Annotated in this window: 26 protein-coding genes; 14 read left to right on the top strand and 12 right to left on the bottom strand. The window is 69.3% G+C overall.

The window, feature by feature from the left end; genetic code table 11:
- Positions 1-257: 257 nt before the first annotated feature.
- The 7 genes from AB0M48_RS43125 to AB0M48_RS43095 all read left to right on the top strand — a co-directional run bounded on the left by AB0M48_RS43125 (position 258) and on the right by AB0M48_RS43095 (position 5,885).
- Positions 258-509, top strand: a complete 252-nt coding sequence (locus tag AB0M48_RS43125) for an acyl carrier protein (RefSeq protein WP_030474575.1) — start codon at positions 258-260, stop codon at positions 507-509.
- Between the two features lie 28 nt (positions 510-537).
- Positions 538-1,473, top strand: coding sequence for an aromatase/cyclase (locus AB0M48_RS43120; protein WP_363854381.1), 936 nt, complete (start codon positions 538-540; stop codon positions 1,471-1,473).
- A gap of 10 nt (positions 1,474-1,483) precedes the next feature.
- Positions 1,484-1,672 (top strand): hypothetical protein, encoded by a 189-nt coding sequence (locus AB0M48_RS43115; RefSeq protein ID WP_363854378.1) that lies wholly within the window; start codon positions 1,484-1,486, stop codon positions 1,670-1,672.
- Between the two features lie 25 nt (positions 1,673-1,697).
- Positions 1,698-2,426, top strand: a complete 729-nt coding sequence (locus AB0M48_RS43110; RefSeq protein WP_363854376.1) for a hypothetical protein — start codon at positions 1,698-1,700, stop codon at positions 2,424-2,426.
- A complete protein-coding gene (locus tag AB0M48_RS43105; RefSeq protein WP_030474579.1) occupies positions 2,423-3,691 on the top strand; it encodes a beta-ketoacyl-[acyl-carrier-protein] synthase family protein in 1,269 nt (422 codons plus the stop codon). Before AB0M48_RS43110 ends, AB0M48_RS43105 begins: the two co-directional genes overlap by 4 nt.
- Positions 3,688-4,902: a ketosynthase chain-length factor gene (locus AB0M48_RS43100; RefSeq protein WP_030474580.1), complete on the top strand. Its 1,215-nt coding sequence runs from the start codon at positions 3,688-3,690 to the stop codon at positions 4,900-4,902. Before AB0M48_RS43105 ends, AB0M48_RS43100 begins: the two co-directional genes overlap by 4 nt.
- A 65-nt stretch (positions 4,903-4,967) precedes the next feature.
- Positions 4,968-5,885: an acyltransferase domain-containing protein gene (locus AB0M48_RS43095; protein ID WP_363854372.1), complete on the top strand. Its 918-nt coding sequence runs from the start codon at positions 4,968-4,970 to the stop codon at positions 5,883-5,885.
- Between the two features lie 155 nt (positions 5,886-6,040).
- On the opposite strand, the gene AB0M48_RS43090 is transcribed toward AB0M48_RS43095, so the two are convergent.
- Complete coding sequence (locus AB0M48_RS43090) at positions 6,041-6,817, bottom strand: cyclase family protein (protein WP_266043462.1); 777 nt, start codon at positions 6,815-6,817, stop codon at positions 6,041-6,043.
- A gap of 92 nt (positions 6,818-6,909) precedes the next feature.
- Here AB0M48_RS43090 and AB0M48_RS43085 point away from each other — a divergent pair, with 92 nt between their 5' ends.
- The 3 genes from AB0M48_RS43085 to AB0M48_RS43075 are packed head-to-tail and all read left to right on the top strand — an operon-like array spanning position 6,910 to position 9,147.
- Positions 6,910-7,212, top strand: coding sequence for an antibiotic biosynthesis monooxygenase family protein (locus AB0M48_RS43085; RefSeq protein WP_319984215.1), 303 nt, complete (start codon positions 6,910-6,912; stop codon positions 7,210-7,212).
- The gene (locus tag AB0M48_RS43080) at positions 7,209-8,207 is read left to right on the top strand and encodes a CaiB/BaiF CoA-transferase family protein (protein WP_363854394.1); all 999 of its coding nucleotides are present in this window, start codon (positions 7,209-7,211) and stop codon (positions 8,205-8,207) included. Before AB0M48_RS43085 ends, AB0M48_RS43080 begins: the two co-directional genes overlap by 4 nt.
- Before the next feature lie 10 nt (positions 8,208-8,217).
- Positions 8,218-9,147 (top strand): LLM class F420-dependent oxidoreductase, encoded by a 930-nt coding sequence (locus AB0M48_RS43075; protein ID WP_363854368.1) that lies wholly within the window; start codon positions 8,218-8,220, stop codon positions 9,145-9,147.
- Positions 9,148-9,166: 19 nt separating this feature from the next.
- On the opposite strand, the gene AB0M48_RS43070 is transcribed toward AB0M48_RS43075, so the two are convergent.
- The 6 genes from AB0M48_RS43070 to lpdA form a co-directional block, all read right to left on the bottom strand.
- Positions 9,167-9,661, bottom strand: coding sequence for a hypothetical protein (locus AB0M48_RS43070; RefSeq protein ID WP_363854365.1), 495 nt, complete (start codon positions 9,659-9,661; stop codon positions 9,167-9,169).
- A 53-nt stretch (positions 9,662-9,714) separates the two neighbouring features.
- Positions 9,715-10,443 (bottom strand): lipoyl(octanoyl) transferase LipB, encoded by a 729-nt coding sequence (gene lipB, locus AB0M48_RS43065; protein ID WP_363854362.1) that lies wholly within the window; start codon positions 10,441-10,443, stop codon positions 9,715-9,717.
- Complete coding sequence (locus AB0M48_RS43060; RefSeq protein ID WP_363854359.1) at positions 10,400-10,978, bottom strand: phosphatase PAP2 family protein; 579 nt, start codon at positions 10,976-10,978, stop codon at positions 10,400-10,402. The genes lipB and AB0M48_RS43060 overlap by 44 nt, the downstream gene beginning before the upstream one ends.
- The gene (locus AB0M48_RS43055) at positions 10,975-11,865 is read right to left on the bottom strand and encodes a TIGR01777 family oxidoreductase (RefSeq protein WP_363854356.1); all 891 of its coding nucleotides are present in this window, start codon (positions 11,863-11,865) and stop codon (positions 10,975-10,977) included. The genes AB0M48_RS43060 and AB0M48_RS43055 overlap by 4 nt, the downstream gene beginning before the upstream one ends.
- 157 nt (positions 11,866-12,022) lie before the next feature.
- Positions 12,023-13,756: a 2-oxoglutarate dehydrogenase, E2 component, dihydrolipoamide succinyltransferase gene (gene sucB / locus AB0M48_RS43050; RefSeq protein ID WP_363854354.1), complete on the bottom strand. Its 1,734-nt coding sequence runs from the start codon at positions 13,754-13,756 to the stop codon at positions 12,023-12,025.
- A gap of 51 nt (positions 13,757-13,807) precedes the next feature.
- Complete coding sequence (gene lpdA, locus AB0M48_RS43045) at positions 13,808-15,196, bottom strand: dihydrolipoyl dehydrogenase (RefSeq protein ID WP_363854351.1); 1,389 nt, start codon at positions 15,194-15,196, stop codon at positions 13,808-13,810.
- Between the two features lie 179 nt (positions 15,197-15,375).
- Here lpdA and AB0M48_RS43040 point away from each other — a divergent pair, with 179 nt between their 5' ends.
- The gene (locus AB0M48_RS43040; RefSeq protein ID WP_030474592.1) at positions 15,376-15,702 is read left to right on the top strand and encodes an oxidoreductase; all 327 of its coding nucleotides are present in this window, start codon (positions 15,376-15,378) and stop codon (positions 15,700-15,702) included.
- On the opposite strand, the gene AB0M48_RS43035 is transcribed toward AB0M48_RS43040, so the two are convergent.
- Positions 15,699-16,163, bottom strand: a complete 465-nt coding sequence (locus AB0M48_RS43035; protein ID WP_363854348.1) for an OsmC family protein — start codon at positions 16,161-16,163, stop codon at positions 15,699-15,701. The genes AB0M48_RS43040 and AB0M48_RS43035 overlap by 4 nt on opposite strands.
- A gap of 137 nt (positions 16,164-16,300) precedes the next feature.
- Here AB0M48_RS43035 and AB0M48_RS43030 point away from each other — a divergent pair, with 137 nt between their 5' ends.
- Positions 16,301-16,897, top strand: a complete 597-nt coding sequence (locus tag AB0M48_RS43030) for a nucleotidyltransferase family protein (RefSeq protein ID WP_363854346.1) — start codon at positions 16,301-16,303, stop codon at positions 16,895-16,897.
- A gap of 57 nt (positions 16,898-16,954) precedes the next feature.
- Here AB0M48_RS43030 and AB0M48_RS43025 read toward each other — a convergent pair whose 3' ends face one another.
- Entirely contained in the window at positions 16,955-18,427 is a 1,473-nt protein-coding gene (locus AB0M48_RS43025) for a leucyl aminopeptidase (protein WP_363854344.1), read from the bottom strand.
- A 202-nt stretch (positions 18,428-18,629) separates the two neighbouring features.
- Between AB0M48_RS43025 and AB0M48_RS43020 the strand changes: the two genes are divergently transcribed.
- Entirely contained in the window at positions 18,630-19,865 is a 1,236-nt protein-coding gene (locus tag AB0M48_RS43020; protein WP_363854341.1) for an amino acid permease, read from the top strand.
- Here AB0M48_RS43020 and AB0M48_RS43015 read toward each other — a convergent pair.
- Positions 19,804-20,073, bottom strand: a complete 270-nt coding sequence (locus AB0M48_RS43015; protein ID WP_363854338.1) for a hypothetical protein — start codon at positions 20,071-20,073, stop codon at positions 19,804-19,806. The genes AB0M48_RS43020 and AB0M48_RS43015 overlap by 62 nt on opposite strands.
- 92 nt (positions 20,074-20,165) lie before the next feature.
- Here AB0M48_RS43015 and AB0M48_RS43010 point away from each other — a divergent pair, with 92 nt between their 5' ends.
- Complete coding sequence (locus AB0M48_RS43010) at positions 20,166-21,257, top strand: branched-chain amino acid aminotransferase (RefSeq protein WP_363854335.1); 1,092 nt, start codon at positions 20,166-20,168, stop codon at positions 21,255-21,257.
- Here AB0M48_RS43010 and cobS read toward each other — a convergent pair.
- The gene (cobS, locus tag AB0M48_RS43005) at positions 21,254-21,955 is read right to left on the bottom strand and encodes an adenosylcobinamide-GDP ribazoletransferase (protein ID WP_363854332.1); all 702 of its coding nucleotides are present in this window, start codon (positions 21,953-21,955) and stop codon (positions 21,254-21,256) included. The two genes, AB0M48_RS43010 and cobS, sit on opposite strands and share 4 nt — an antisense overlap.
- Complete coding sequence (gene cobT / locus AB0M48_RS43000; RefSeq protein WP_363854329.1) at positions 21,952-23,067, bottom strand: nicotinate-nucleotide--dimethylbenzimidazole phosphoribosyltransferase; 1,116 nt, start codon at positions 23,065-23,067, stop codon at positions 21,952-21,954. The genes cobS and cobT overlap by 4 nt, the downstream gene beginning before the upstream one ends.
- Positions 23,068-23,077: the final 10 nt, after the last annotated feature.

The following is a 23,077-nucleotide window of genomic DNA, read 5'->3' as shown; positions in this document are numbered from 1 at the left end:
CTGGGAACGCCGCGACGACATCCACGAAGCCTTCCTCGGCCTCGCTACCTGCATCATCTGTTACCGCCACGTCCAACGATTCTGTTAGGACCTCTTAGAACGAAGCTCCAGCGGCCCGCGCCACACTGTGGCGCGGGCCGTTTTTGCTTGTCCGGCAACGGTTTCTTCGAGAATCTCTCCAGTGGATTACAGGTGCGCGGTGACAACCTCAGTCGTGGGCGCGCGGAAACCGCCCGCTGGAGGAAAGGAAACTAGCCGTGAGCGCACTGACCATCGAGGGCCTCAAAGAGATCCTCAACGAGGCCGCGGGCGACGACGACTCGTTCAAGCCGGGCCAGGACATTCTCGACCTCCCGTTCCTCGAGCTGGGCTTCGATTCCCTCGCCCTGCTGGAGACGGTCGCGCTGATCAAGCGCAAGCACGGGGTCTCCATCGCCGACGACGAGATGGCGTACATCCAGACGCCGCGCCAGCTGCTGGACAAGGTCAACGGACAGATCGCGGCCTGACGCCGGCGACTCGGATACGGAGACGGACATGACGCACACCACCACGCACACGGTCATGATCGGGGCTCCCGCCAAGGTGGTGTACGACCTGGTCGCGGACGTGACGACCTGGCCGTACATCTTCGGACCCACGGTTCAGGCCGAGGTGTTCGAACGGGACGGCTCGACGGAACGGTTGCGGTTGCACGCGTTCGCCAACGGTGACGTGCGCACGTGGACGTCCCGGCGAGAGCTCGACCCGGCGAACCTGCACATCTCCTTCGAGCAGGAGCGTTCGGCGGCACCGGTGAAGACGATGGGTGGGGAGTGGCGGATCGTCCCGATCGCCGATTCGGCGACCCGGGTCGATCTGCTCCACCACTTCACCGCGGCGCAGCCGGAGGCGGTCGACCTCATCCTGAACGCCGTCAACAACAACAGCGACGCCGAGCTCGCCGCTCTCAAGCGGGCGGCCGAGTACGGCGACGACTACGACAAGCTGGTGCTGTCGTTCTCCGACAGCATCACGATCCACGCGAGCCGCAAGGACGTCTACGAGTTCCTGTACCGCTCCGACCTGTGGCCGGAGCGCCTGCCGCACGTCGCGCGGCTGGACCTCACCGAAGCCGTCACCGGCGTGCAGTCCATGGAGATGGACACGCGCAGCCCGGACGGGTCGATCCACACCACGCACTCGGTGCGGGTCTGCACCCCGTACGACGGCATCGTCTACAAGCAGACGCACACACCGCCGATCATGGCGGCGCACGTCGGCCGGTGGACGTTCAGGGACATCGGCGACGGCATCGAGGCCGGCATCGAGGCGACGTCGCACCACACCGTCGTCATCCGGCCCGAGGTCATCCCCGACGTGCTGGGGGCCGACGGGACGATCGAGCGCGCTCGCGAGCTCATCCGTCACGCGCTGGGCACCAACAGCCTCACGACGCTCCGGCACGCGAAGGAATTCGCCGAGAACGGATGAGGTGACCGCGATGGGGTTGGGTGGCGCGGAGTTGTTGACCGCCGCAGCACGCGCTGCAAGCCGCAACGGACTTTACGTGGTCTCCATGTACCTGGAGAAAGCCGCGGTCGAGCACCAGCGTCAGGGATGTCCGTCTTCGGACGTGGCTCCCTGCGCCTACGAGATCGAGGCTTCCCGAGTGCTGCTGTCGGGCTTCTGAACGTCGAAGCGCGAGGGGTTCTCAGATGATGCTCTACGACATCTCGCTGCGCCGCACCAGCCTGTCCATCTCGGACAGACTGGTCGCGGCGCGGCGCCTCGACGCGCTCGGAGTCGCGTTCGTCGACGGAGGCAGGCCCGCCCGGTCGTTCTACCCCAGAGGATTCTTCGGCAGGGCGGCGATCGAACTCCGGTTGCGGGTCGCCACCCTCATCGCCTCCGGCGGTGCGGAGCACCTCGACGCACTGATGGCCGCGGAAACCCCCGCGGTGGCAATAGTTGTCCAAGGGCACGGCATCTCGGTGGTCCGGGAGGCCGTGCGTCAACTCGTGCGCGCCGAAAGACGAGTGATCGTCGAGGCGCGGGACTTCTTCGACGGCTGGCTGATCGACCCCGAACACGCTTTGGAGGTCGTGCTGACAGCCGCGGAGGCTGGGGCGGAAACCGTGTTGCTGCACGACACAGCGGGCAAGCTGTGGCCGGACCAGATCGGCGAGATCGTCGAGTCGGTCGCGGAAACCGGTGTGCCCCTTGGTTTTGGATGTCACGACGACGGAGGAACGGCCGCGAAGCAGCTGTTCGCCGCCGACGCGGGGGCCGGACTCGTACAGGGGTCCTACGCCGTCGTTCGAGGTGGCCTCGATCGGGCCGATTCACCATCGGTTCATTCGGCAGAGACAGGTATCGCTCCCGTGCCCTGTCCGAGATTGGAGCAGACCGTGTCCGCACAGAAGGCGATTGGAGGTGTCCGATGAGTCGTCGCGCCGTCATCACCGGGGTGGGCGTGGTCGCACCTGGTGGCATCGGAACGAAGGCGTATTGGAAACTGCTGTCCGAAGGGCGTACGGCGACTCGCAACATCACGCACTTCGACGCGTCTCCGTACCGCTCCCGCATGGCGGGGGAAGCAGATTTCGATCCAGTGCGCGAAGGCTTGACGCCGCAGGAGATCCGCCGTCTCGACCGGGCCGCGCAGTTCGCGGTCGTCGCGGGTCGTGAGGCGATGTCCGACTCCGGCATCGAGTTCGACCAGCTCGACCCCGGCCGCATCGGTGTCTCGCTCGGCACCGCGGTCGGTTGCACGACCTCGCTGGAGCGCGAGTTCATCGTCGGCTCCGACCGGGGCAAGTACTGGGAGGTCGACCAGTCCTACGCCGTCCCGCACCTCTACGACTACTTCACGCCGTCCTCGATGGCGACGGAGCTGGCGTGGACGGTGGGCGCCGAAGGACCGGTCTCCGTGGTCTCCACGGGCTGCACCTCGGGTCTCGACTCGGTGGGTTACGCCGCCGAGCTGATCATGGAGGGCTCCGCGGACGTCGTCGTCACCGGCGGCACCGAGGCTCCGCTCTCCCCGATCACCGTGGTGTGCTTCGACGTGATCCGTGCGTCGAGCACCCGCAACGACGACCCCACAACGGCGTGCCGGCCGTTCGACAAGACCCGCGACGGCCTGGTGCTGGGCGAGGGTTGCGCGATCATCGTGCTCGAGGAGCTGGAGCACGCCCGCGCTCGCGGTGCCCACATCTACGGTGAGGTCGCCGGCTTCGCCTCGCGGTGCAACGCCTACCACATGACGGGCCTGCACCCCGAGGGCATCGAGATGTCCGACGCCATCAACATCGCGCTGAAGCAGGCGCGTGCGGATGCCACGGACGTCGGCTACATCAACGCGCACGGGTCGGGCACCAAGCAGAACGACCTGCACGAGACGGCGGCTTTCAAGCGCAGCCTCGGTGCGCACGCCTACAAGACCCCGGTCTCCGGCTTCAAGTCGATGATCGGGCACTCGCTGGGCGCGATCGGTTCGCTCGAGATCGTCGGCTCGCTGCTGGCGTTCGAGCAGGACCTCATCCCGCCGACGGCGAACCTCCACGAGCAGGACCCCGAGTGCGACCTCGACTACACGCCACTGGTGGCGCGCGAGAAGAAGGTCGACACCCTCCTGACCGTGGGCAGTGGTTTCGGTGGATTCCAGAGCGCCATGGTGCTCAAAAAGGTGGAAGGGGCAGGCCGGTGACTCGGGCAGTGGTGACGGGAATCGGCATCGCGTCTCCCAACGGTTTGGGGCCGACCGCGTACTGGCGGGCGACCCTGCACGGGGAGGCGGCGATCAAGCCGATCACCCGGTTCGACAGCGCCAACTACTGGGCGAAGATCGCCGGTGAGGTGCCTGGCTTCGAGGCAGGGCGGCACCTGCAGGGTCGCCTGCTGCCGCAGACGGACCACATGACGCGGCTGACACTCGTCGGCACGGACTGGGCGTTGCGTGGTGCGGGTGTGCAGCCGAACGACATCCCCGACACCGACATCGCGGTGATCACCGCGGCGACGGCCGGTGGGTACGAGTTCGGGCAGCGCGAACTGCAGAAGCTGTGGCACCAGGGTCCGGAGTACGTCTCGGCGTACCAGTCGTTCGCGTGGTTCTACGCGGTCAACACCGGCCAGATCTCCATCCGCCACGGCACGCGCGGTCCCGGCGCGGTGGTGGTGTCCGAGCAGGCCGGTGGCATCGACTCCATCGGTCACGCCCGGCGCCAGCTGCGCAAGGGTGTCCAGCTCGCCCTCACGGGCGGCATGGACTCGTCGCTCTGCCCGTGGGCTTGGGTGGCGCACCAGGCCTCGGGTTGCCTGTCCCGCAACAACAACCCGAAGCGCGCGTACCTGCCGTTCGACCGCGACGCCTCCGGGTACGTCGCGGGCGAGGGTGGCGCGATCATGGTCGTCGAGACGCCGGAGTCGGCGGCGGGGCGTCCCGGGACGAGGATCTACGGTGAGATCGTCGGGTACGCCGCGACGTTCGACTCGAAGATGCCGTCACGGGAACCGGGTCTGAAGCGGGCGGCCGAGCTGGCGCTGCGCGACGCCGGCATGGACGCCTCGGAGATCGACGTGGTGTTCGCCGACGCGGCGGGCATCCCCGAGCTCGACAAGGCCGAGGCCGAGGCGATCAAGGGCATCTTCGGGCCGTACGGCGTGCCGGTGACGGCGCCGAAGACCATGACCGGGCGCCTGTTCGCCGGTGGTGGCTCCCTGGACGTGGCGTCGGCGATCCTCTCCATCTACTGGAGCGCGATCCCGCCGACCGTCAACGTCGAGAACCTCGTGCCGGAGTACGAGCTCGACCTCGTGATGAACGAGGCGCGGCACGGCAAGATCAAGGCCGCGCTGGTGCTCGGTCGCGGCAAGGGCGGCTACAACTCCGCCATGGTGGTCCGCGAGTACAGGTAGATGTCATGCCTCAAGGCCGTGAAGGTGTTCCCTTCACGGCCTTGAGCCGTTTCTGGAGGCGTGTTGTGGACGTAGCACTGATGTTTCCGGGCCAGGGATCGCAGTACCCGCGGATGGCGGCGTCCCTGTACGGCACGGATGCCGTGTTCACCTCGGTGATCGACGAGGTGTTCGAACTGTTCGGCGAGGTCGGGTCGGTCGCGTGCGAGGACTGGCTCGCCGGTGCCGACATCGACCACGTGTCCCGCGCGCAGCCGTTGCTGTTCGCGGTCGACTACGCGCTGGGACGCACCGTGCTGTCCTGGGGCGTCGAACCGGTGGCGTTGATCGGGCACTCCGCCGGCGAGGTCGTCGCGGCGACGCTGGCGGGCGTGTTCTCGTTGGGGGAAGCCGTTTCCCTGGTGCGGGACCGGGTGCTGTCGGCGGTGCCGATCCCGTCCGGCGGCATGCTGGCCGCGGCCGCCTCCGAGGCGGATCTGCTGCCGTACCTGGAAGGCGACGTCGCGATCGCCGCCGTGAACTCCGCGCGGCAGACGATGCTGGCCGGGTCCGACGAGCCGCTGGCCCGTGTGCGGGCGCGGCTGGAGGCCGACGAGTACATCGTCGTGACGGTGCCGGCGTCGACGCCGTTCCACAGCCCGGCGATGCAGCCCGCCGTGGACGAGGCGCTGGCGTCGTGGAGTGCTTCACCCCGGGCACCGCGGATGCCGCTGTACTCCGGTTACACCGGCAAGCTGATGACTGAGGAGGACGCGCTGTCCGCGCGCTTCTGGACTCGTCAGCTGACCGACGCCGTCTACTTCGGACCGGCGCTGAACGAGCTCGTGGCGATGTACGACGTGCTGCTGGTGGAGGCCGGGCCCGGCCAGACCCTGACGTCGTTCGCGCGCCGCACGAAGGCGGTGCGGTCCGGTGCCTCGCAGGTGCTGCCGTTGTTGGACTCCTCGGACACCGTCGACGCCGCACGTGCTCGTCTGGTGTGACACGACGATATAAAAGGGCCGCCCTCTCCTGGAGGGCGGCCCTTTGGCGGTGCTCAGTCGATTCCGCGGACGATGTGGTCTTCGTTCTCCGGTGGCCAATCGCTGTTTTCCATACCCACGAAGGTAGGTACGGTGATTCAGCTCTCACTTGAGACCTAGTCGTCGAGCAGGGCGACCGCGCGGGTCCAGCCCGCACCCGCGCCCTTGATCTTGACGGGGAACGCGACGACGGTGAACCCGAAGTCCGGCAACGCCTCCAGGTTCGCGAGGCGCTCGATCTGGCAGTACTCGCGGTCGCGGCCGGCGAAGTGCGCGGGCCACAGCACGCTCTCGTCCTTGGTCGCCAGGTAGCGCTTGACGATGTCCGGGAACGGCGCGTCGAGGCTGAACGCGTCGGTGGCGATCACCTTGACTCCCAGGTCCAGCAGGAAGTTCGTGGCGGGACCGTCGAGTCCGGTGTAGTCGGTGAAGTAGGTCTGGGTGCCCGCGTGCTCGGCGGCGCCGGTGTCGAGGATGACGATGTCCATCGGCTTCGGCGTGTAGCCGATGCGGGCGAACTCCTTCTCCAGCACCTCCACGCCGATGACGCCGGTGCCGTGGCCGCGGACGTCGAGCTTCACGCCGGGGTTGTGGAACCACTCCAGCGGCATCTCGTCGATGTGGCGCGGGATTCCGTTGCCGTACGTGGTCTTCGAGCCGTAGTGCGACGGCGCGTCGACGTGCGTGCCGGTGTGGGAGGTCAGGCTGATCCGGTCCAGGGTGAGGAATTCGGAGTCCCGCAGCACGGAGACGTCGAACTCGATGCCGAGCCGCGCCTTGAGCTGCTCGGCCATGTGTTCGGCACCCTGGGCGGCCGTGAGCACCTCGTGCGTCACCGGGTCCGCTTCGTACGCGGATGCGTCAATGTGGGAAGACAGATCGATGATGCGCATGAAACAGAGCTTGGCGGGCGTTCCTTGAGCACGTCTCAAGAGGCGGTGGGCAGAGTTTTCCCCAGTCTGACACCGTTTTGAGGAGCTTTCTCATGATCACCTTCCTGAACCGCTTCACGCTCACCGGTGACCCCGAGGAGTTCGAGAAGGCCTTCGACGAGACGGCGGCGTTCCTGCGCGAGCAGCCGGGCCTGATCAAGTACACGCTCTCGCGGCAGCTGGACGACCCGGCGTCGTACATCAACATCGCGTTGTGGGAGAGCGCCGACGCCCTGCGCGCGGCCCTGGCCCACCCGGACTTCGGCAACCACGCCAAGGCGATGCGCGGCCTGGCCGAGTCCACGGGCGCGATCTTCAACCCGCGCCTGTCGTTCGAAGCCTCCGCCGAAGCCTGATGGGGCCTCTCGACGGGCTGAAGGTCGTCGAGTTCGGCGGCATCGGCCCCGGCCCGCACGGCGCGATGCTGCTGGCGGACCTCGGCGCGGAGGTCGTGCGCGTCGAACGTCCGTCCGGCGGACTGTCCGTGGTGCCGGACGCCTCCCGCGACTTCCTGTTGCGCGGCAGGCGTTCGGTGTCCGCGGACCTGAAGTCCCCCGAGGGGCGTGCCTCGGTCCTGGAGCTGATCTCGTCGGCCGACGTGGTGATCGAGGGCTTCCGCCCCGGCGTGCTGGAACGGCTCGGCCTCGGGCCGTCCGACTGCCTGGCGGTCAACCCCGGCCTGATCTACGCGCGGATGACCGGGTGGGGCCAGGACGGTCCGCTGGCCCAGCGCGCCGGGCACGACATCAACTACCTGTCGGTCACCGGGGTGCTGCACGCGATCGGCAAGCCGCCGCTCAACCTGGTCGGCGACTTCGGCGGCGGCTCGCTCTACCTGGTGCTGGGCGTGCTGGCGGCGTTGTGGGAACGGCAGCGCACCGGGCTCGGCCAGGTCGTCGACGCGGCGATCGTCGACGGGGTGGCGTCGCTCGCGCAGATGATCTGGTCGATGAAGGCGCAGTCGGTGTGGGAAGACGCGCCGGACTCGAACCTGCTCGACGGCGGGTGCCCGTTCTACTCGATCTACGAGTGCGCGGACGGCAGGTCCGTCGCGGTGGGGGCGCTGGAGCCGCAGTTCTACGCCCTGCTGCTGACCGGTCTGGGGCTGCACGCCTCAGATCTGCCGGAGCAGATGGACCGGGACTCCTGGCCGTTGCTGCGCAAGACGTTCGCCGAGGCGTTCCTGGCCCGGACGCGCGACGAGTGGTCGGAGGTGTTCGCGTCGTCCGACGCCTGTGTGACCCCGGTGCTGAGTCTGGAGGAGGCGGCCTCACATCCGCACCTCGTCGCACGCGGGGTGTTCACCTCCGAAGGGGCGGCCGTGCCTGCACCACGCTTTTCCGCGGACTAGATTCAGGTTCGTGGAACTGCGCATCTTCACCGAGCCCCAGCAGGGGGCGAGCTACGACGACCTGCTCCGGGTGGCCAGGACGGCCGAGGACGCCGGCTACGGCGCCTTCTTCCGCTCCGACCACTACCTCCAGATGGGCTCGGCCGACGGCCTGCCCGGCCCGACCGACCCGTGGATCACGTTCGCCGGGCTGGCCCGCGACACGTCCACGATCCGCCTGGGCACGCTGATGACCGCCGCGACGTTCCGCCACCCAGGACCGCTGGCCATCAGCGTCGCCCAGGTCGACCAGATGTCGGGCGGCCGGGTCGAGTTCGGCATCGGCGCCGGGTGGTACGAGGCCGAGCACAGCGCGTACGGCATCCCGTTCCCGGCGCTGGGGGAGCGCTTCGACCGCTACGAGGAGCAGGTCGCGATCATCACCGGCCTGTGGGAGACCCCGGCCGGCGGCACCTTCTCGTTCGAGGGCAAGCACTACACGCTCACCGACTCGCCCGCGCTGCCGAAGCCGGCGCAGGAGCGCGTCCCGGTGCTGATCGGCGGCATGGGCGCCAAGCGCACCCCTGCGCTGGCCGCGTCCTACGCCACCGAGTTCAACCTGCCGTTCGTCGGCATCGACGCCGCCGTCGAGCAGTTCGCCCGCGTCGACGCCGCGTGCGAGGAGATCGACCGCGACCCGAAGGAGATCATCCGCTCGGTCGCGCTCGTCGCGTGCGTCGGCCGCACCGACGCCGACGTCGCCCGCCGTGCCGCCGCGATCGGCCGCGAGGTCGGCGAACTCAAGGAGAACGGCCTGGCCGGCACTCCCGCCGAGGTCGTCGACCGCATCGGCGCGTGGCGGGACGCGACCGGTGCGCAGCGGGTGTACCTGCAGGTCCTGGACCTGTCCGACCTCGACCACATCACCGAGATCGCGTCGGACGTGGCACCCCAGCTCTGATCTGTCGCGTACTCGGATATCAGGCGAGCGCTTTGCGCACCGCTGACGGCATCGGCAGGACGTGGTTCGCGAACCGCCGCCGATATCCGATGTACCGCAGCTGCAGCGAGGGGTCTTCGAGGTAGCGGTGTTCCAGCCCGCCCTGCCCGAGCACCAGCTTCAAGCCGCGCCCGAGCATCGACGGGGAGTCGAGGCCGAAGCGGGCCCGCAGCACGTCGGCGGCCGCGTGGTCACCGAACTCCAGCGCGGCCCGCCGCACGGACTCGACCGGCACCATCAGGTACTGCTCGTCGGCGCGGACGCCGTCGCGATGTGCGATGCCCAACGCGCTGAGCGCCTTCTGGTGCGCCCCGCCGTCGAGCCCGAGGTAGTACTGCTCCCAGTCTCCGACCTGGATCTCACCGCTCCACGTCCGTGCCGGAGCGGCCGCCGCCACCGCTGCGTTCGAACTGATTCCACCTGCCAGCGCCGTTATGCCGGCAGCCGTGAACAACTGGCGTCGGGACAACCTCACGACGCACCCTCCTCCGAATTCCCCCGGGAGACGCCGCTGGTCCCGCCGCGGGGCTACGGAATGCTAGCGAAGGTGATACCGGGAGCGACGGGGCCAGTGCGGGCCAAAGTGCGGTCCGTCAGGGGGAGCGTTCCGTCGAGCGCCGCGAGCACAGCGTCACGGGCGAGCGGCAGGACCTCGGCGACGGTGACGTCGCGGCCCAGTTCGTGCGAGAGGGAAGCGACGCCCGCGTCCTTGATGCCGCACGGGATGATGTCGCCGAACGCGTCGAGGCTCGCGTTGCAGTTGATCTCGAAGCCGTGCATGGTCACGCCGCGCTGCACGCGGATGCCGATGGCGGCGACCTTGCGCTCCGGGCCGCGGTCGTCGGCGGGCAGCCACACGCCGCTGCGGCCCTCGATCCGGCCGGTGTGCACGCCGAGCCGGTCGCACACGTCGATCAGGCCCTGCTCGACGCGCCGCACGTACTCGACGACGTCGATCGGATCGGCGAGCTTGACGATCGGGTAGCCGACCAGCTGGCCCGGGCCGTGCCAGGTGATCTTGCCGCCGCGGTCGACGTCGATGACCGGGGTGTCGCCACCGCGCGGGCGTTCCTCGTCGAGGGTGCGCCGGCCGCAGGTGTAGACGGGCGGGTGTTCGAGCAGCAGGAGGGTGTCCGGGCCGGTGCCGCCGGCGCGCGCCTCCGCGATCTCCTTCTGGAGGTCCCACGCCGCCATGTAGTCGATGAGCCCCAGCTCACGGATGACGACGGGGTCTGACGAGGTCCGGCACGAGTTCACGACCCGACGTTACCAACCCCAGGACCATGGCCGCCAAAAGTCCGACGCCGGTCACACCCAGCACGGCGCCGACGACGTCGGTGACCCAGTGCATCTCCAGGACGATCCTCGCGAACCCCGCCACCAGCACCGCGAGCACCGCCCACAGCACACCGCGCCGCAGGAGGACGACCATCGTGAAACCGACCGACGCGACCGCCACCGTGTGCCCGCTCGGATAGCTAGGCAAGTGGTACTCGACGGGCCGCACGCGGTCGAACAGGAACCGCGTCAGCAAGGTCGCGCAGCACAGCGCGTGCACCGCCAGGGCCTTCCACAACCGCGGGTCGCGCCGCCGCCAGGCCAGCACTAACAACACCGCCGCGAACGCCCAGCCGATCGTCGGTCCCAGCACCAGGCTCACCGCGAACGCCGTCGCGCGCAGCCACTCGGGTCGCGGCAGTGCGCCGTGCACCCACACGTCGAGCCCGGTCGTCTCGGGAAGACCCAGCAGGATCCACGAGATGACCAGCACCGCCGCCACCGCGCGCGTCATGCGACCGCCGCGTTCAAAGCCGCCGGCAGCGTCGGGTGCAGGAAGTGGAACCCGTGCCGCTCCAACAACTTCGGTGTCAGGCCCGGACCGCTGAGCAGCAGCTCCTGCGCCATCTCACCGCCGAGCAACGTCTTGAGCGCGAACGCCGGCACCGTCCACGGCGCCGGCCGGTTCAGCGCCGTCGCGACCGCCTTGGTGAACTCGGCGTTCGTCACCGGCGCCGGGGCCGCGACGTTCACCGGCCCGTGGATCTCCTCGTGCTCGACGACGAACCGGTAGGCGGACACGACGTCGTCCAGCGACACCCACGGGAAGTACTGATCGCCACTGCCGAGCTTGCCGCCCAGGAAGAACTGGAACACCGGCTTGAGCCGGCCGAACACGCCGCCCGACGGAGAGATGACGACGGCGGTGCGCATGAGCACGACCCGCACACCGCCCTCCTGCGCCACGGACGTCGCCGCCTCCCAGTCCTGGGTGAGTCGCGACATGAAGGTGTGGCCGCCCGGCGCTTCCTCGTCCGCGAGGCGCGACGCGGTGTCGCCGTAGAAGTGGGCGCCCGACGAGCTCACCAGCGCCGGCACCCCGTGCTCGACGCAGGCCGCCGACAACACCTCGGCCGGCACGACCCGGCTGTCGTGCAGCACCTGCTTGCGCGCGTCGTCCCACCGCTTGTCGGCGATGCCCGCGCCGCACAGGTTGATGACGGCGTCGACGCCGTCGAACGTTCCGTCGTCGATGCGCCCGGCGTACGGGTCCCAGGCGCGTTCGTCGGGCGCGGCGGCTTTGCGGCGCACCAGCCGCAGCACCTCGTGGCCGGCGGCGCGCATGGACGCCACCAGGCTTGTGCCGATCAAGCCCGACGATCCCGCGATGACGACTCGCATAGATAGATCGTTCCCCACTCACGCACCGCGTGCACAGCCACACCGGGCACAACTGACCCAGGATGTGCCGAAGGCCACCCCGGCAAACCGGGGTGGCCTTCAGGTCACACGATCAGTCGATATCCGATATATCGGATATCGGTCCCGCTCGGAGCGGTCAGAGACCGAGGTCGGCCTCGAACGCGCCCTCCTCGAGACGGTTCTTGACCGTCGTGAGGAAGCGGCCCGCGTCGGCACCGTCGACCAGGCGGTGGTCGTAGGTGAGCGCGAGGTACATCATCGAGCGGATCGCGATGGTGTCGTTGCCGTCCTCGTCGGTCATGACGACCGCGCGCTTCTTGACGACGCCGACGCCCAGGATGCCGACCTGCGGCTGCTGGATGATCGGGGTGTCGAAGAGCGCGCCGTTGCTGCCGAGGTTGGTCAGCGAGAACGTGCCACCCGTGAGCTCGTCCGGCGTGAGCTTGTTCGAGCGGGCGCGCGCCGCCAGGTCACCGATCTTGTGGGCGATGCCCGACAGGTTCAGGTCACCGGCGTTGTGGATCACGGCGTTGAGCAGGCCGCGCTCCGTGTCGATCGCCAGACCGAGGTGCTCGGCACCGTGGTAGGTGACCTCCTTGCGCTCCTCGTCGATCGACGCGTTGAGCACCGGGTGGGCCTTGAGGGCCTCGATGGCGGCCTTGGCGAAGAACGGCAGGAACGTGAGCTTCGCACCCTCACGAGCCTCGAACGCCTTCTTGGCCTGGTTGCGCAGCCGGGCGATCTTGGTCACGTCGACCTCGAACACCTGGGTGAGCTGGGCCGACATCTGCAGCGACTCACGGGTGCGCTGCGCGACGATCTGACGCAGGCGCGGGAGCTTCTGCACGGTGCCGCGCTTGCCCGAGTTGTCGGCCGGGACCGGAGCCGAGGTGCGGGAGGCGGGAGCGGCGGCCGGAGCAGCGGCGGCGGGCGCGGGAGCCGGGGCCTTCTTGGCCTCGACGGCGGCCAGCACGTCCTGCTTGCGGATGCGGCCACCGACGCCGGTGCCCTTGAGCGAGCCCAGGTCGATGCCGTTCTCCGACGCGAGCTTGCGCACGAGCGGAGTCACGTACGGCGTGCCGTTCGCGTCGTCCGAAGTGGACTGCGGAGCCGGGGCGGCCGGAGCCGGCTGCTGCGCGGGAGCGGCCTGCTGCGGAGCAGGTGCGGACTCCTGCTTCGGAGCCGGTGCCGGAGCGGACTCCTGCTTCGGCTCGGGCTTGGGCTCCGGGGCGGGCGCGGCCTGAGCCGGGCTGCCCGAACCGATGACGGCGAGCTTGCCGCCGACCTCGACGGTCTCGTCCTCACCAGCGCTGATCTCGAGCAACGTGCCCGCGACCGGCGAGGGGATCTCGGTGTCGACCTTGTCGGTCGAGACCTCGAGCAGCGGCTCGTCGACCTCGACGCTGTCGCCGACCTGCTTGAGCCAGCGGGTGACGGTGCCCTCGGTGACGGACTCGCCGAGCGCGGGCATCGTGACGTCGGTGCCCTCGGCCGAGCCGCCGGACTGGGCGGGGGCCTCGGGAGCCGGAGCTTCCTGAGCCTCCTCGGACGGCTGAGCGGAAGGCTGCGTCTGCTGCGGCTCGGGAGCGGACTCCTGGGCCGGGGCGGGCGCGGGCTCGGACGGTGCGGCGTCGCCGTCACCGATGACCGCGAGCTCACCGCCGACCTCGACGGTGTCGTCCTCCTGCGCGACGATCTTCTGCAGGACGCCGGCCGCCGGGGACGGGATCTCGGTGTCGACCTTGTCGGTGGACACCTCGAGCAACGGCTCGTCCACCTCCACCCGGTCGCCTTCTTGCTTCAACCACCGGGTGACCGTGCCCTCGGTGACGCTCTCACCGAGTGCGGGCATCTGGACGGAGAAGGCCATTGTTCGCTGACTCCTCGTGCTCTCGTGTGGCTGACTTTGTGTGGGGATCGGTCAGCCGTGCACGTGCAGCGGCTTGCCGGCCAGGGCGAGGAAGGCCTCGCCGAGGGCTTCAGTCTGGGTCGGGTGGGCGTGGATCAGGGGAGCCACGTCCTCCGGGTAAGCCTCCCAGCTGTAGATCAGCTGTGCTTCACCGATGAGTTCGCCGACGCGCTCGCCGACCATGGTGATCCCGACGACCGGGCCGTCGGGGGCCTTGACGAGCTTCACGCCACCGGCGGTCTTGAGGATCTGGCTCTTGCCGTTGCCCGCGAGGTCGTAGACGAACACCTCGGCGGAACCGTACTTCTCCTTCGCGGCGGCCTCGGAGAGACCGACGGAGGCGACCTCGGGCTTGCAGTAGGTGACGCGCGGGATGCCCGCCTCGTCGATCACCTTCGGGTTCTGGCCCGCGATCTCCTCGGCCACGAAGATGCCCTGCTGGAACCCGCGGTGCGCGAGCTGCAGGCCGGGCACGATGTCGCCGACGGCGTAGACGTTCGGAAGGTTCGTGCGCAGGCGCTCGTCGGTGACGACGAAGCCGCGGTCGATCTTGACACCGGCCTCCTCGTAGCCGTGACCCGCGCTGTTCGGGCCGCGGCCGACCGCGACGAGCAGCAGGTCGGCGTCGAGGACGTCGCCGTTCTCCAGCGTGATCGACACACCCGAGTCGGACTGGGTGGCGCCGGTGAACTTCACGCCGGTCTTGAACTTGATGCCGCGCTTGCGGAACGCGCGCTCCAGCTGCTTGGACGCGTACTCGTCCTCGGCCGGGACCAGGCGGGGCAGGGCCTCGACGATGGTCACCTCGGCGCCGAACGAACGCCACACGCTCGCGAACTCCACGCCGATGACGCCGCCGCCGAGGACGACGACCTTCTCCGGGATGAAGTCCAGGTTGAGCGCCTGGTCGCTGGTGATGACCCGGCCGCCGATCTCCAGACCGGGCAGGCTGCGGGCGTACGAACCGGTCGCGAGGACCACGTTCTTGCCCGTGTAGCGCTGGCCGTTCACCTCGACGGTGTTCGGGCCGACGAACGTGCCCGCGCCCTCGACGAAGGTGACCTTGTTGGCCTTCGCGAGACCCTGCAGACCCTTGTAGAGCCGCGAGATCACGCCGTCCTTGTACGAGTTGACGCCGGCGATGTCGATGCCCTCGAGCGAGCTCTTCACGCCGAACTGGTCGCCCTCGCGAGCGTTGTCCGCGACCTCGGCCGCGTGCAGCAGCGCCTTGGTCGGGATGCAACCGCGATGCAGGCAGGTGCCACCCAGCTTGTCCTTCTCGACCAGGACGACGGACAGGCCGAGCTCTGCCGCGCGGAACGCGCAGGCGTAGCCACCTGAACCACCGCCGAGGATGACGAGATCGGCGTTGGTGGCCGACTCCAGTTCCGGCGAAGTCACTTCGGATCTCCTCGGGATTACTTACTACGCGCGGGTGCGCGCGAGGTACTCGGCCATCTTGTCACTAGTTGCCGGAGCGTGGTGATCCGGCATGGGGCACCATGCCCGATCCTGATCATTCACCTACTCATAACACCCTTACCTGGCACCATGGTGGAGGGAAGCACAGGAGGTGCTCGATGGGGCTGTTCGATCGTTTCCGCAGGAAGCCACGCCCAGGTGTGCTACGTACCGCCTCCGGCCAGGACACGAGTCATCTCGAACAGTGGACGAAGAGCCGTCACGGCGTCGAGGCCTATGTGGAGCCGAAGACCACGGTGACCGAAACCACTGTGGTCCTGGTCGCTCACGACGGGGAGTGGACCCGCCGCCGGGTCGCGTCGCCGGACGCCGCGAGGTCGTTCGCGCGCAAACTCGGCATGCCGATCTACGACGCGGGCATCGTGGGTTACCCGAAGCGCATGCGCGACTACACGGCGCGCAAAAAGGCCTCGGGTGATCTTTAGACCTCCACGGTCGGTTCGTGCCGCACGGGGAAATTGACGCTCGCCGCGATGAAGCACAGCGAGTGCGCTTTCTCGTGCAACGCCTGCGCCGTTTCCCTGGTGGCGGGGTCCGCGACGGTCACGACGGGGTGGAGCAGCACCTCGGTGAACCGGCCGGACCCGTCCGGGTGCTCGGCCATGGTGCCGGTCGCGTGGTCGCGGTAACCGGTCACGACGACGCCGTTGGTCGACGCCAGGTGCAGGTACCAGAGCATGTGGCACTGCGAGAGCGACGCGACCAGCAACTCCTCGGGGTTGTAGCGGCTGCGGTCACCCCGGAACGACGGGTCGGACGACCCGAGGATCGTCTCCTTGCCCTCGATCCGGATCTCGTGCGCGCGCTCGTAGGACTTGTACCCGGAGGTCCCGCTCCCGGTGTTCCCGGTCCAAACGACGTCGGCCTCGTACTGATGCGTCGCCATGTGGAAATACTCCTCTCTCCCCGGGCCTGTCGGCAACCGTCCAAATCGGACTGGATGTCGACGCGCATTCCCGCTGCGGAACAAGGAATTCGGGTGAACGCTCCTTTGTGCACCATGATCGTCTACTTGGGACCGGGATGAGGCCCGGCCGGTTGCCCGTCGACGAACAGGTCGAGGCGTTGCGGGACGTCCTCGGGCGCAACGAGGTGCTGACCGAGGTCCTCGCCGGAGCGGCCGAACTGCGTCTGCCGGGCTGGTACCTGACGGCGGGGTGCGTGTTCCAGACGGTGTGGAACGTCGTGACCGGCAGGCCCGCGACCGAGGGCGTCCTCGACTACGACCTGTTCTACTTCGACGCGTCCGACCTGTCCTGGGCAGCCGAGGACGCCGTGATCCAGGCCGGTCGCGAGCGGTTCGCCGGCCTGCCCGCGACCGTCGAGATCCGCAACGAGGCGCGCGTCCACCTCTGGTACGAGGAGAAGTTCGGGGTGCCGTGCCCGCCTTACGACTCGACGGAAGCGGCCATCGACTCGTTCGCCGCCACCACGTGTTGCGTCGGCGTCCGATCAGAGCCTGACGGGCGGTGGCGGGTCTACGCGCCGCACGGTCTCGCGGACGTGTTCAACCTCGTCGTGCGACCCAATCCCGTGCTGGCTCCCCGCCACGTCTACGAGACCAAAACGGCCAGGTGGCGGGCGCAGTGGCCGGAGCTGATCGTGCTCCCGTGGCCCTGAGACGCGCAACGGGCGGAGACCCCGAAGGATCTCCGCCCGTCCGTGAAGAGCAGGGACTCAGCCGTTGGCCGCGATGTCCGCCAGCACGGCCGCGATGGTCCGCACCGGAACACCGGTGCCGCCCTTCGAGGTGTAGCCGTACGGGCCACCCGTGTGGAACGCCGGGCCGGCGATGTCGATGTGCGCCCACTGCACGCCCTCGGCCACGAACTCGCGCAGGAACAGACCGGCCGCGAGCATGCCGCCCCACCGGTGCCCGGTGACGTTCGCGAGGTCCGCCAGGCGCGAGTCGAGGTCCGCGCGCAGCTCCTCGGGCAGCGGCATCGGCCACGCCGACTCGCCGACGGCGGTGCCGATGGCGGCCACGCGGTCGCGGAACTCGTCCGAGCCCATGACACCCGAGGTGCGCTTGCCCAGGGCCACGACCTGCGCGCCGGTCAGCGTCGCGGTCTCGATCAGGTAGTCCGGGTTGTCCTCGCACGCGCGCACGATGGCGTCGGACAGGATCAGGCGGCCTTCGGCGTCGGTGTTGAGCACCTCGACGGTCTTGCCGCCGTACATGGTCAGCACGTCGCCGGGGCGGTACGCGTCACCGGACGGCATGTTCTCCGCCATCGGGATCGACGCGATGATCTCCAGCGGGTACTTGAGCTTCGCGGCGAGCACCATCGTGGCGACGATCGCGGCGGCGCCGGACATGTCCGAGGTCATCTCGTCCATGCCCGCGGCCGGCTTGATCGAGATGCCGCCGGTGTCGAACGTGATGCCCTTGCCGACCAGGGCGACCTTCTTGACGGCCTTCGTGCCCTTGTACGAGATGCGCACGAGGCGCGGCTGGCGGGTCGAACCGACGCCGACGCCCAGGATGCCGCCGAAGCCCTGCTTCTTGAGGGCCTTCTCGTCGAGGACCTCGACGTCGAGACCGGCGGCGAGGGCGAGCTTCTCCGCGCGAGCGGCGAACGAGGCGGGGTAGAGGTCGTTCGGCGGCGTGTTGATGAAGTCACGCGCGATGGCGACGGACTCGGCGATCGCGACGGCGGCCTTCAGCGCGGCCTTGTTCTCCTTGGAACCGGCGGCGTGCAGGTCGACCTTGACGACCGGGCCCTCGCCCTTGTCGGACTTGTACTCGGTGAACGTGTAGGCGCCGAGCAGCGTGCCCTCGGCGGCGGCACCGACGTGCAGGGCGGCGAGCGTGTTGATCGCGCGCTTCTTGCCGGCCAGCGCGCGGGCGGCGACACCGGACGCCCGGCGCACCTGCTCCTCGCCCGCGGTCTTGCCGAGGCCGACGGCCAGCACGAGCGGAGCGGCGATCTTGCCGAACGTCGGCACCTTCACCAGCTCGTCCGCCTTGCCGGACGCGCGCAGCGTGCCGAGCACGTCGAGCAGCGCGCCGTCGAACGCGGCGGCGACAGCTTCGGCACCGGGTGCGAGCTCCAGACCGTCCGCACCCTGCAGGGTGCCCACGACGACTGCGTCCGCGGCGGTGGTGCTCAGGTCGCCCTCGGTGAGGGCCAGCTTCGGGGCTGTCACGTGCTGCTCCAGGGTTGTGCGTGCGAGGGTGGCTCGGAATCGTGACTCATGCTAAAGGTCGGACTGTCCCACTAATGCCCAGCCCCGCCACGATCGCCGCAATCCGTGACGTTGACAGTTGCGCACAGTGGCGATTCGCCCGTTTCACTCATCAGTCGACCGGGTGGTTACGGCCGGATGCAGCATCTGAGAACGTGTACCCGTGACCCACACGCCTCGCGAGATCGTCACGACGGTCGCGCTCGGTCTGCCCGCGGTGCTCGGAGCGGGAGTCTTCGCCGGATTCGCCCCCGCAGCAGGCCTTGCGGGCTGGTGGGTGCTCCCGGCGCTGGCCATCTCCGCGCTCGCCGCGCTGTGCTCGGCCTTCTCGACCGCCGACCAGTCCCGCGCCTATCCGGACATCGGCGGCGGTTACGGATACGTACGCGCCCAGCTCGGCGTGTGGCCCGCAAGGATGACAGCGAGTGCGCACCTTCTCGGCCGATGCGCCATGGCCGCGGCCGTCGCGCTGATGTTCGGCGCGTACGTGGTGCCCGACCAGCCGATGGTCGGCGCGCTCGCCCTCGTCGTCGCGACGGCGCTGCTCGGCGCGGCCGGATTCCGCTTCACCACCGGTGTCAGCGTGCTGGTGTCGGTGGTCGTGCTCGGCGTGCTGGCGCTGGTCGTCGCGGCGAGCTTCTCCATCGCGCCCGTGCCGTCGGCGGGGGAGGCGGGCACCGTCAACGAGCTCGTCGGCGTCGCCGGTCTGATGTTCATGGCGTTCGCCGGCTTCGAACGCATCACCGCACCCCACCGCGGCGAGCAGCCGCACTCGGCGGCCGCGCTGAAGATCGCGATCCCGGTGCTGATCGGACTGTCGTTCGCCGTCTACCTGGCCGTGGGCGCGGGCGTGCTCCGTCAGCTCGGCAGCGCGCGCCTCGCGTTGTCACCGGCTCCGCTGCGGGACGCGCTCGTCGCGGCGGACTCGGCCGCGCTGGTGCCGCTGGTGCAGATCGCCGCGGCGGTGGCCGGTGTGGCCGCGCTGCACTTCGTCCTCGCGTCCGCTCATCGGACGCTGACCGGGCTGTCCGAGGACGGTGACCTGCCGACGCGCCTCAAGCCCGGCGCGCTGTCGCTCGTCCTGGTCGTCGCCTCCGCGCTCGCCGTCGTGCTGATGCCGCTGGGGCTGGCTCTGGGCGTGGCGGCCTGCGGGACGTTGTTCTACTACGCCTTCACGAACGCGTCGGCCCGCGTGCTGCTGCAGAACGACCGCACGTGGCCCATGCGCACGGCCTGTCTCGGACTCGGGCTCTCGGTGCTGCTCGCCATGAGCCTGCCGGTGCCCGCGATGCTCATCTCGATCGCGGGCTTGGGCGTGGGCACTGGTCTGGTCGGGCTTACAGCGTCACTGAGAGGAAAACGAGCAGCGTCACGGCAACGCACACCGCAAGCCCGATGACGCGGCCGTTGCCGGCCGGCTTCTCCTTGGCGATCGCCCAGTAGCAGAACAGGAAGATCGCGGCGGCGAACACGGCGCCGACCACACCGCCGACACCCCCGATCACCCAGCCGTCGAGAAGCGTCATCCCGGTGCCCAGAACGAGCAGTGCTGCCTGTAAGACGGTGCGGACGTCGGCACCCGTTGAAGATCGTTGCGGCTCGGTCATGGCCGGGGACTCTATCGAGCATCAACTAGTAGGACGTCCGAGTTTTGGGAAGACGATTTTCCGTATCCCCACCTGCGGGTTACCGTGCTCCCATGACGAGCGAGTTGCCTTTCACCCGGACTCCCCACCCGCACCCGGCGACCCCGGAGCGCGTAGCGGAGGTACTTGCCAAGCCGGGCTTCGGGCAGCACTTCACCGACCACATGGTGACGATCCGCTGGAACCGCGAGAAGGGCTGGCACGACGCTGAAGTCGGCCCGTACTCCACCCTCGCACTGGACCCCGCGGCAATGGTGCTGCACTACGGCCAGGCGATCTTCGAAGGGCTCAAGGCCTACCGGCAGCCCGACGGATCGATCGCGTCCTTCCGCCCTGAGGCCAACGCCGAGCGCTTCCGCGCCTCGGCCCGCCGCATGGCGATGCCCGAACTCCCCGACGAGCTCTTCCTGGAGTCCGTGCGGCAGATCCTCGCGGTCGACGACCGCTGGGTGCCCTCGGCCGAGGAGGAGTCCCTCTACCTGCGGCCGTTCATGATCTCCACGGAGAAGGGCCTCGGCGTGCGACCCGCGTCCGAGTACCTCTACGTGCTGATCGCCTCTCCCGCCGGCTCCTACTTCGCGGGCGGCGTCCGTCCCGTGAGCGTGTGGCTCTCGACCGAGTACGTCCGCGCGGCCCCCGGTGGCACCGGCGCGGCCAAGTTCGCGGGCAACTACGCCGCGTCCCTCGTGGCGCAGGCGCAGGCCGCCGAGAAGGGCTGCGACCAGGTCGTCTGGCTCGACGCGGTGGAACGCCGCTGGGTCGAGGAGATGGGCGGCATGAACCTGTTCTTCGTCTTCGGGGACAAGGTGATCACGCCCGAGCTGACCGGCACGCTGCTGCCCGGCATCACCCGGAACTCGTTGCTGGCGCTGGCCGCCGACCTCGGCCTGTCCGTGGAGGAACGCCGCATCTCGACCGACGAGTGGGAGAAGGCCAACGCCTCCGGTGAGCTCACCGAGGTCTTCGCCTGTGGCACGGCGGCGGTCATCACGCCGGTCGGCCACGTCAAGCACGCCGGTGGCGAGTTCGACATCGCCGACGGCGGCACCGGCGCGGTGACGATGAAGCTGCGCGAGCGCCTGACCGGCCTCCAGCACGGCCACGTCGCCGACACCCACGGCTGGATGACGACCCTGAAGGCCTAGGCGATCACCAGCACGGCCAGAAGCGCGATTTCGGCGGCAGCACCGAGCACATCACCGGTGATGCCGCCGAAACGCTTTCCGGTGTGCTTCACCAGCAGCCACACGAGCGCGAACGCGGCGACGACGGCGACGACCGCGCGCCACCCGAGCGGAACCGCCGACGCAGCGAGCACCACCCACGTGCCGATGACCAGCAACGGGTGCTGTGTGCCGGCCACGAGCGCCCCAAGCCCTTCAGGCCGTGCCGCGGGCACGCCGCGCATGCAGCAGATCCCGAACGCCGCCCGGCTCGTCGCGAACGCGAGCAGCACGACACCCCAGTGGGCGTGGGGGAGTGCCGCGGCCTGCGCACCCAGCACCACGATCAGCGAGACGACGCCGAACGGTCCCGCGCCGCCGTCCTTCATGACCTTGAGCGCACGCTCCGGCGGCCCGTAGCAACCGAGTCCGTCGGCGACGTCGGCCAGTCCGTCGAGGTGCATCCCGCGCGTTGCAAGGGCGACAACGCCGACGACCAAGAACCCGGCCACGAGCGCCGATATGCCGGATGTCGCGAGCAGCTCCAGCACGCCGACGACGAACGCGCCGAGCACGACGCCGACGACGGGCGTGGTGGCGATGGCCCGTCCTGCCGCCTTGCGATCGACGTCGTCGACCCGGAGCGGCAGGACCGTCAGCCAGGAGAAAGCGAGCTTCACTCCGCCGCGTTCTCCTGGGCCGTGTTTTCGTGGGCCGTGTTCTCCTGGGCCGTACTTCCTGCGGTCGTGTCTTCCCGGTTCGTCACGCCGGCGCTCTCGAACGTCGCCATCTCCGCGAGCACCTTCACCGCCGAGATCAGCAACGGCAGCGCCAGCACGGCACCGGACCCCTCGCCGAGCCGCATCTCGAACTCCAGCAGCGGCTTCAGGTTCAGGTGCCCGAGCGCGATCGCGTGCGCGGGCTCAGCGGACTGGTGCCCGGCCACCCACCACTCGCGCGCCCCCGGTGCCATCTCCTCGGCGACGACGGCGGCCGCACCGACGACGACGCCGTCGAGCACGACAGGGGTCTTGCGCACGGCGGCCTGAGCGAGGAACCCGGCCATCGCGGCGATGTCGGCGCCACTGGCCGTGGCGAGCAACGCGACCGGGTCGCTGATCACCAGTCGGGCCCGGCGCAGCGCGTCCCGGATCGCCGCCGTCTTGCGCATCCACGCCTGGTCGTCGATGCCGGTGCCGCGGCCGACGACCGCGACGGGCTCCGACCCGGTCAGCGACGCGATCAGCACGGCGGCGGGCGTCGTGTTGCCGATGCCCATGTCGCCCGCGACGAGCACGTCGGCCCCCGCGTCGACCTCCTCGTCGGCGAGCGCGCGGCCGGCCGCGATCGCGAGTTCGCACTGCTCACGGGTGAGCGCGTCCTCGCGGTCGATCGACCCGGACGAACGCCGCACCTTGTGCTGGCTGACGCCGGCCGGGGTGTCCGCGTCGACGGCCATGTCGACCACGCGCACGGTGGCGCCCGCGACCTGCGCGAGCACGTTGACCGCAGCACCGCCGGTCATGAAGTTCGCGACCATCTGGCCGGTCACCTCGCTCGGGAACGCCGACACGCCCTGCGCGGTGATGCCGTGATCGCCCGCGAACACGACCACGCGCGGCCGCACGAACGGCTTCGGCGGCACGGTGCCCTGGCAGGCGGCGATCCAGTTGCCCAGCTCTTCGAGCCGTCCGAGGGAGCCGACCGGCTTGGTCAGCACCGCGTGCCGGGCCTCGGCCTCGCGCAGAACGGTCTCGTCCGGCGGTTCAACCGGCGGGAACTCGGTGCTCACCTGGTCGCTC

Origin of the sequence: Lentzea sp. NPDC051208 (assembly GCF_040682435.1) — a bacterium.
Lineage (GTDB): Bacteria > Actinomycetota > Actinomycetes > Mycobacteriales > Pseudonocardiaceae > Lentzea > Lentzea kristufekii.
This window is presented reverse-complemented; position numbering and strand designations above follow the sequence as displayed.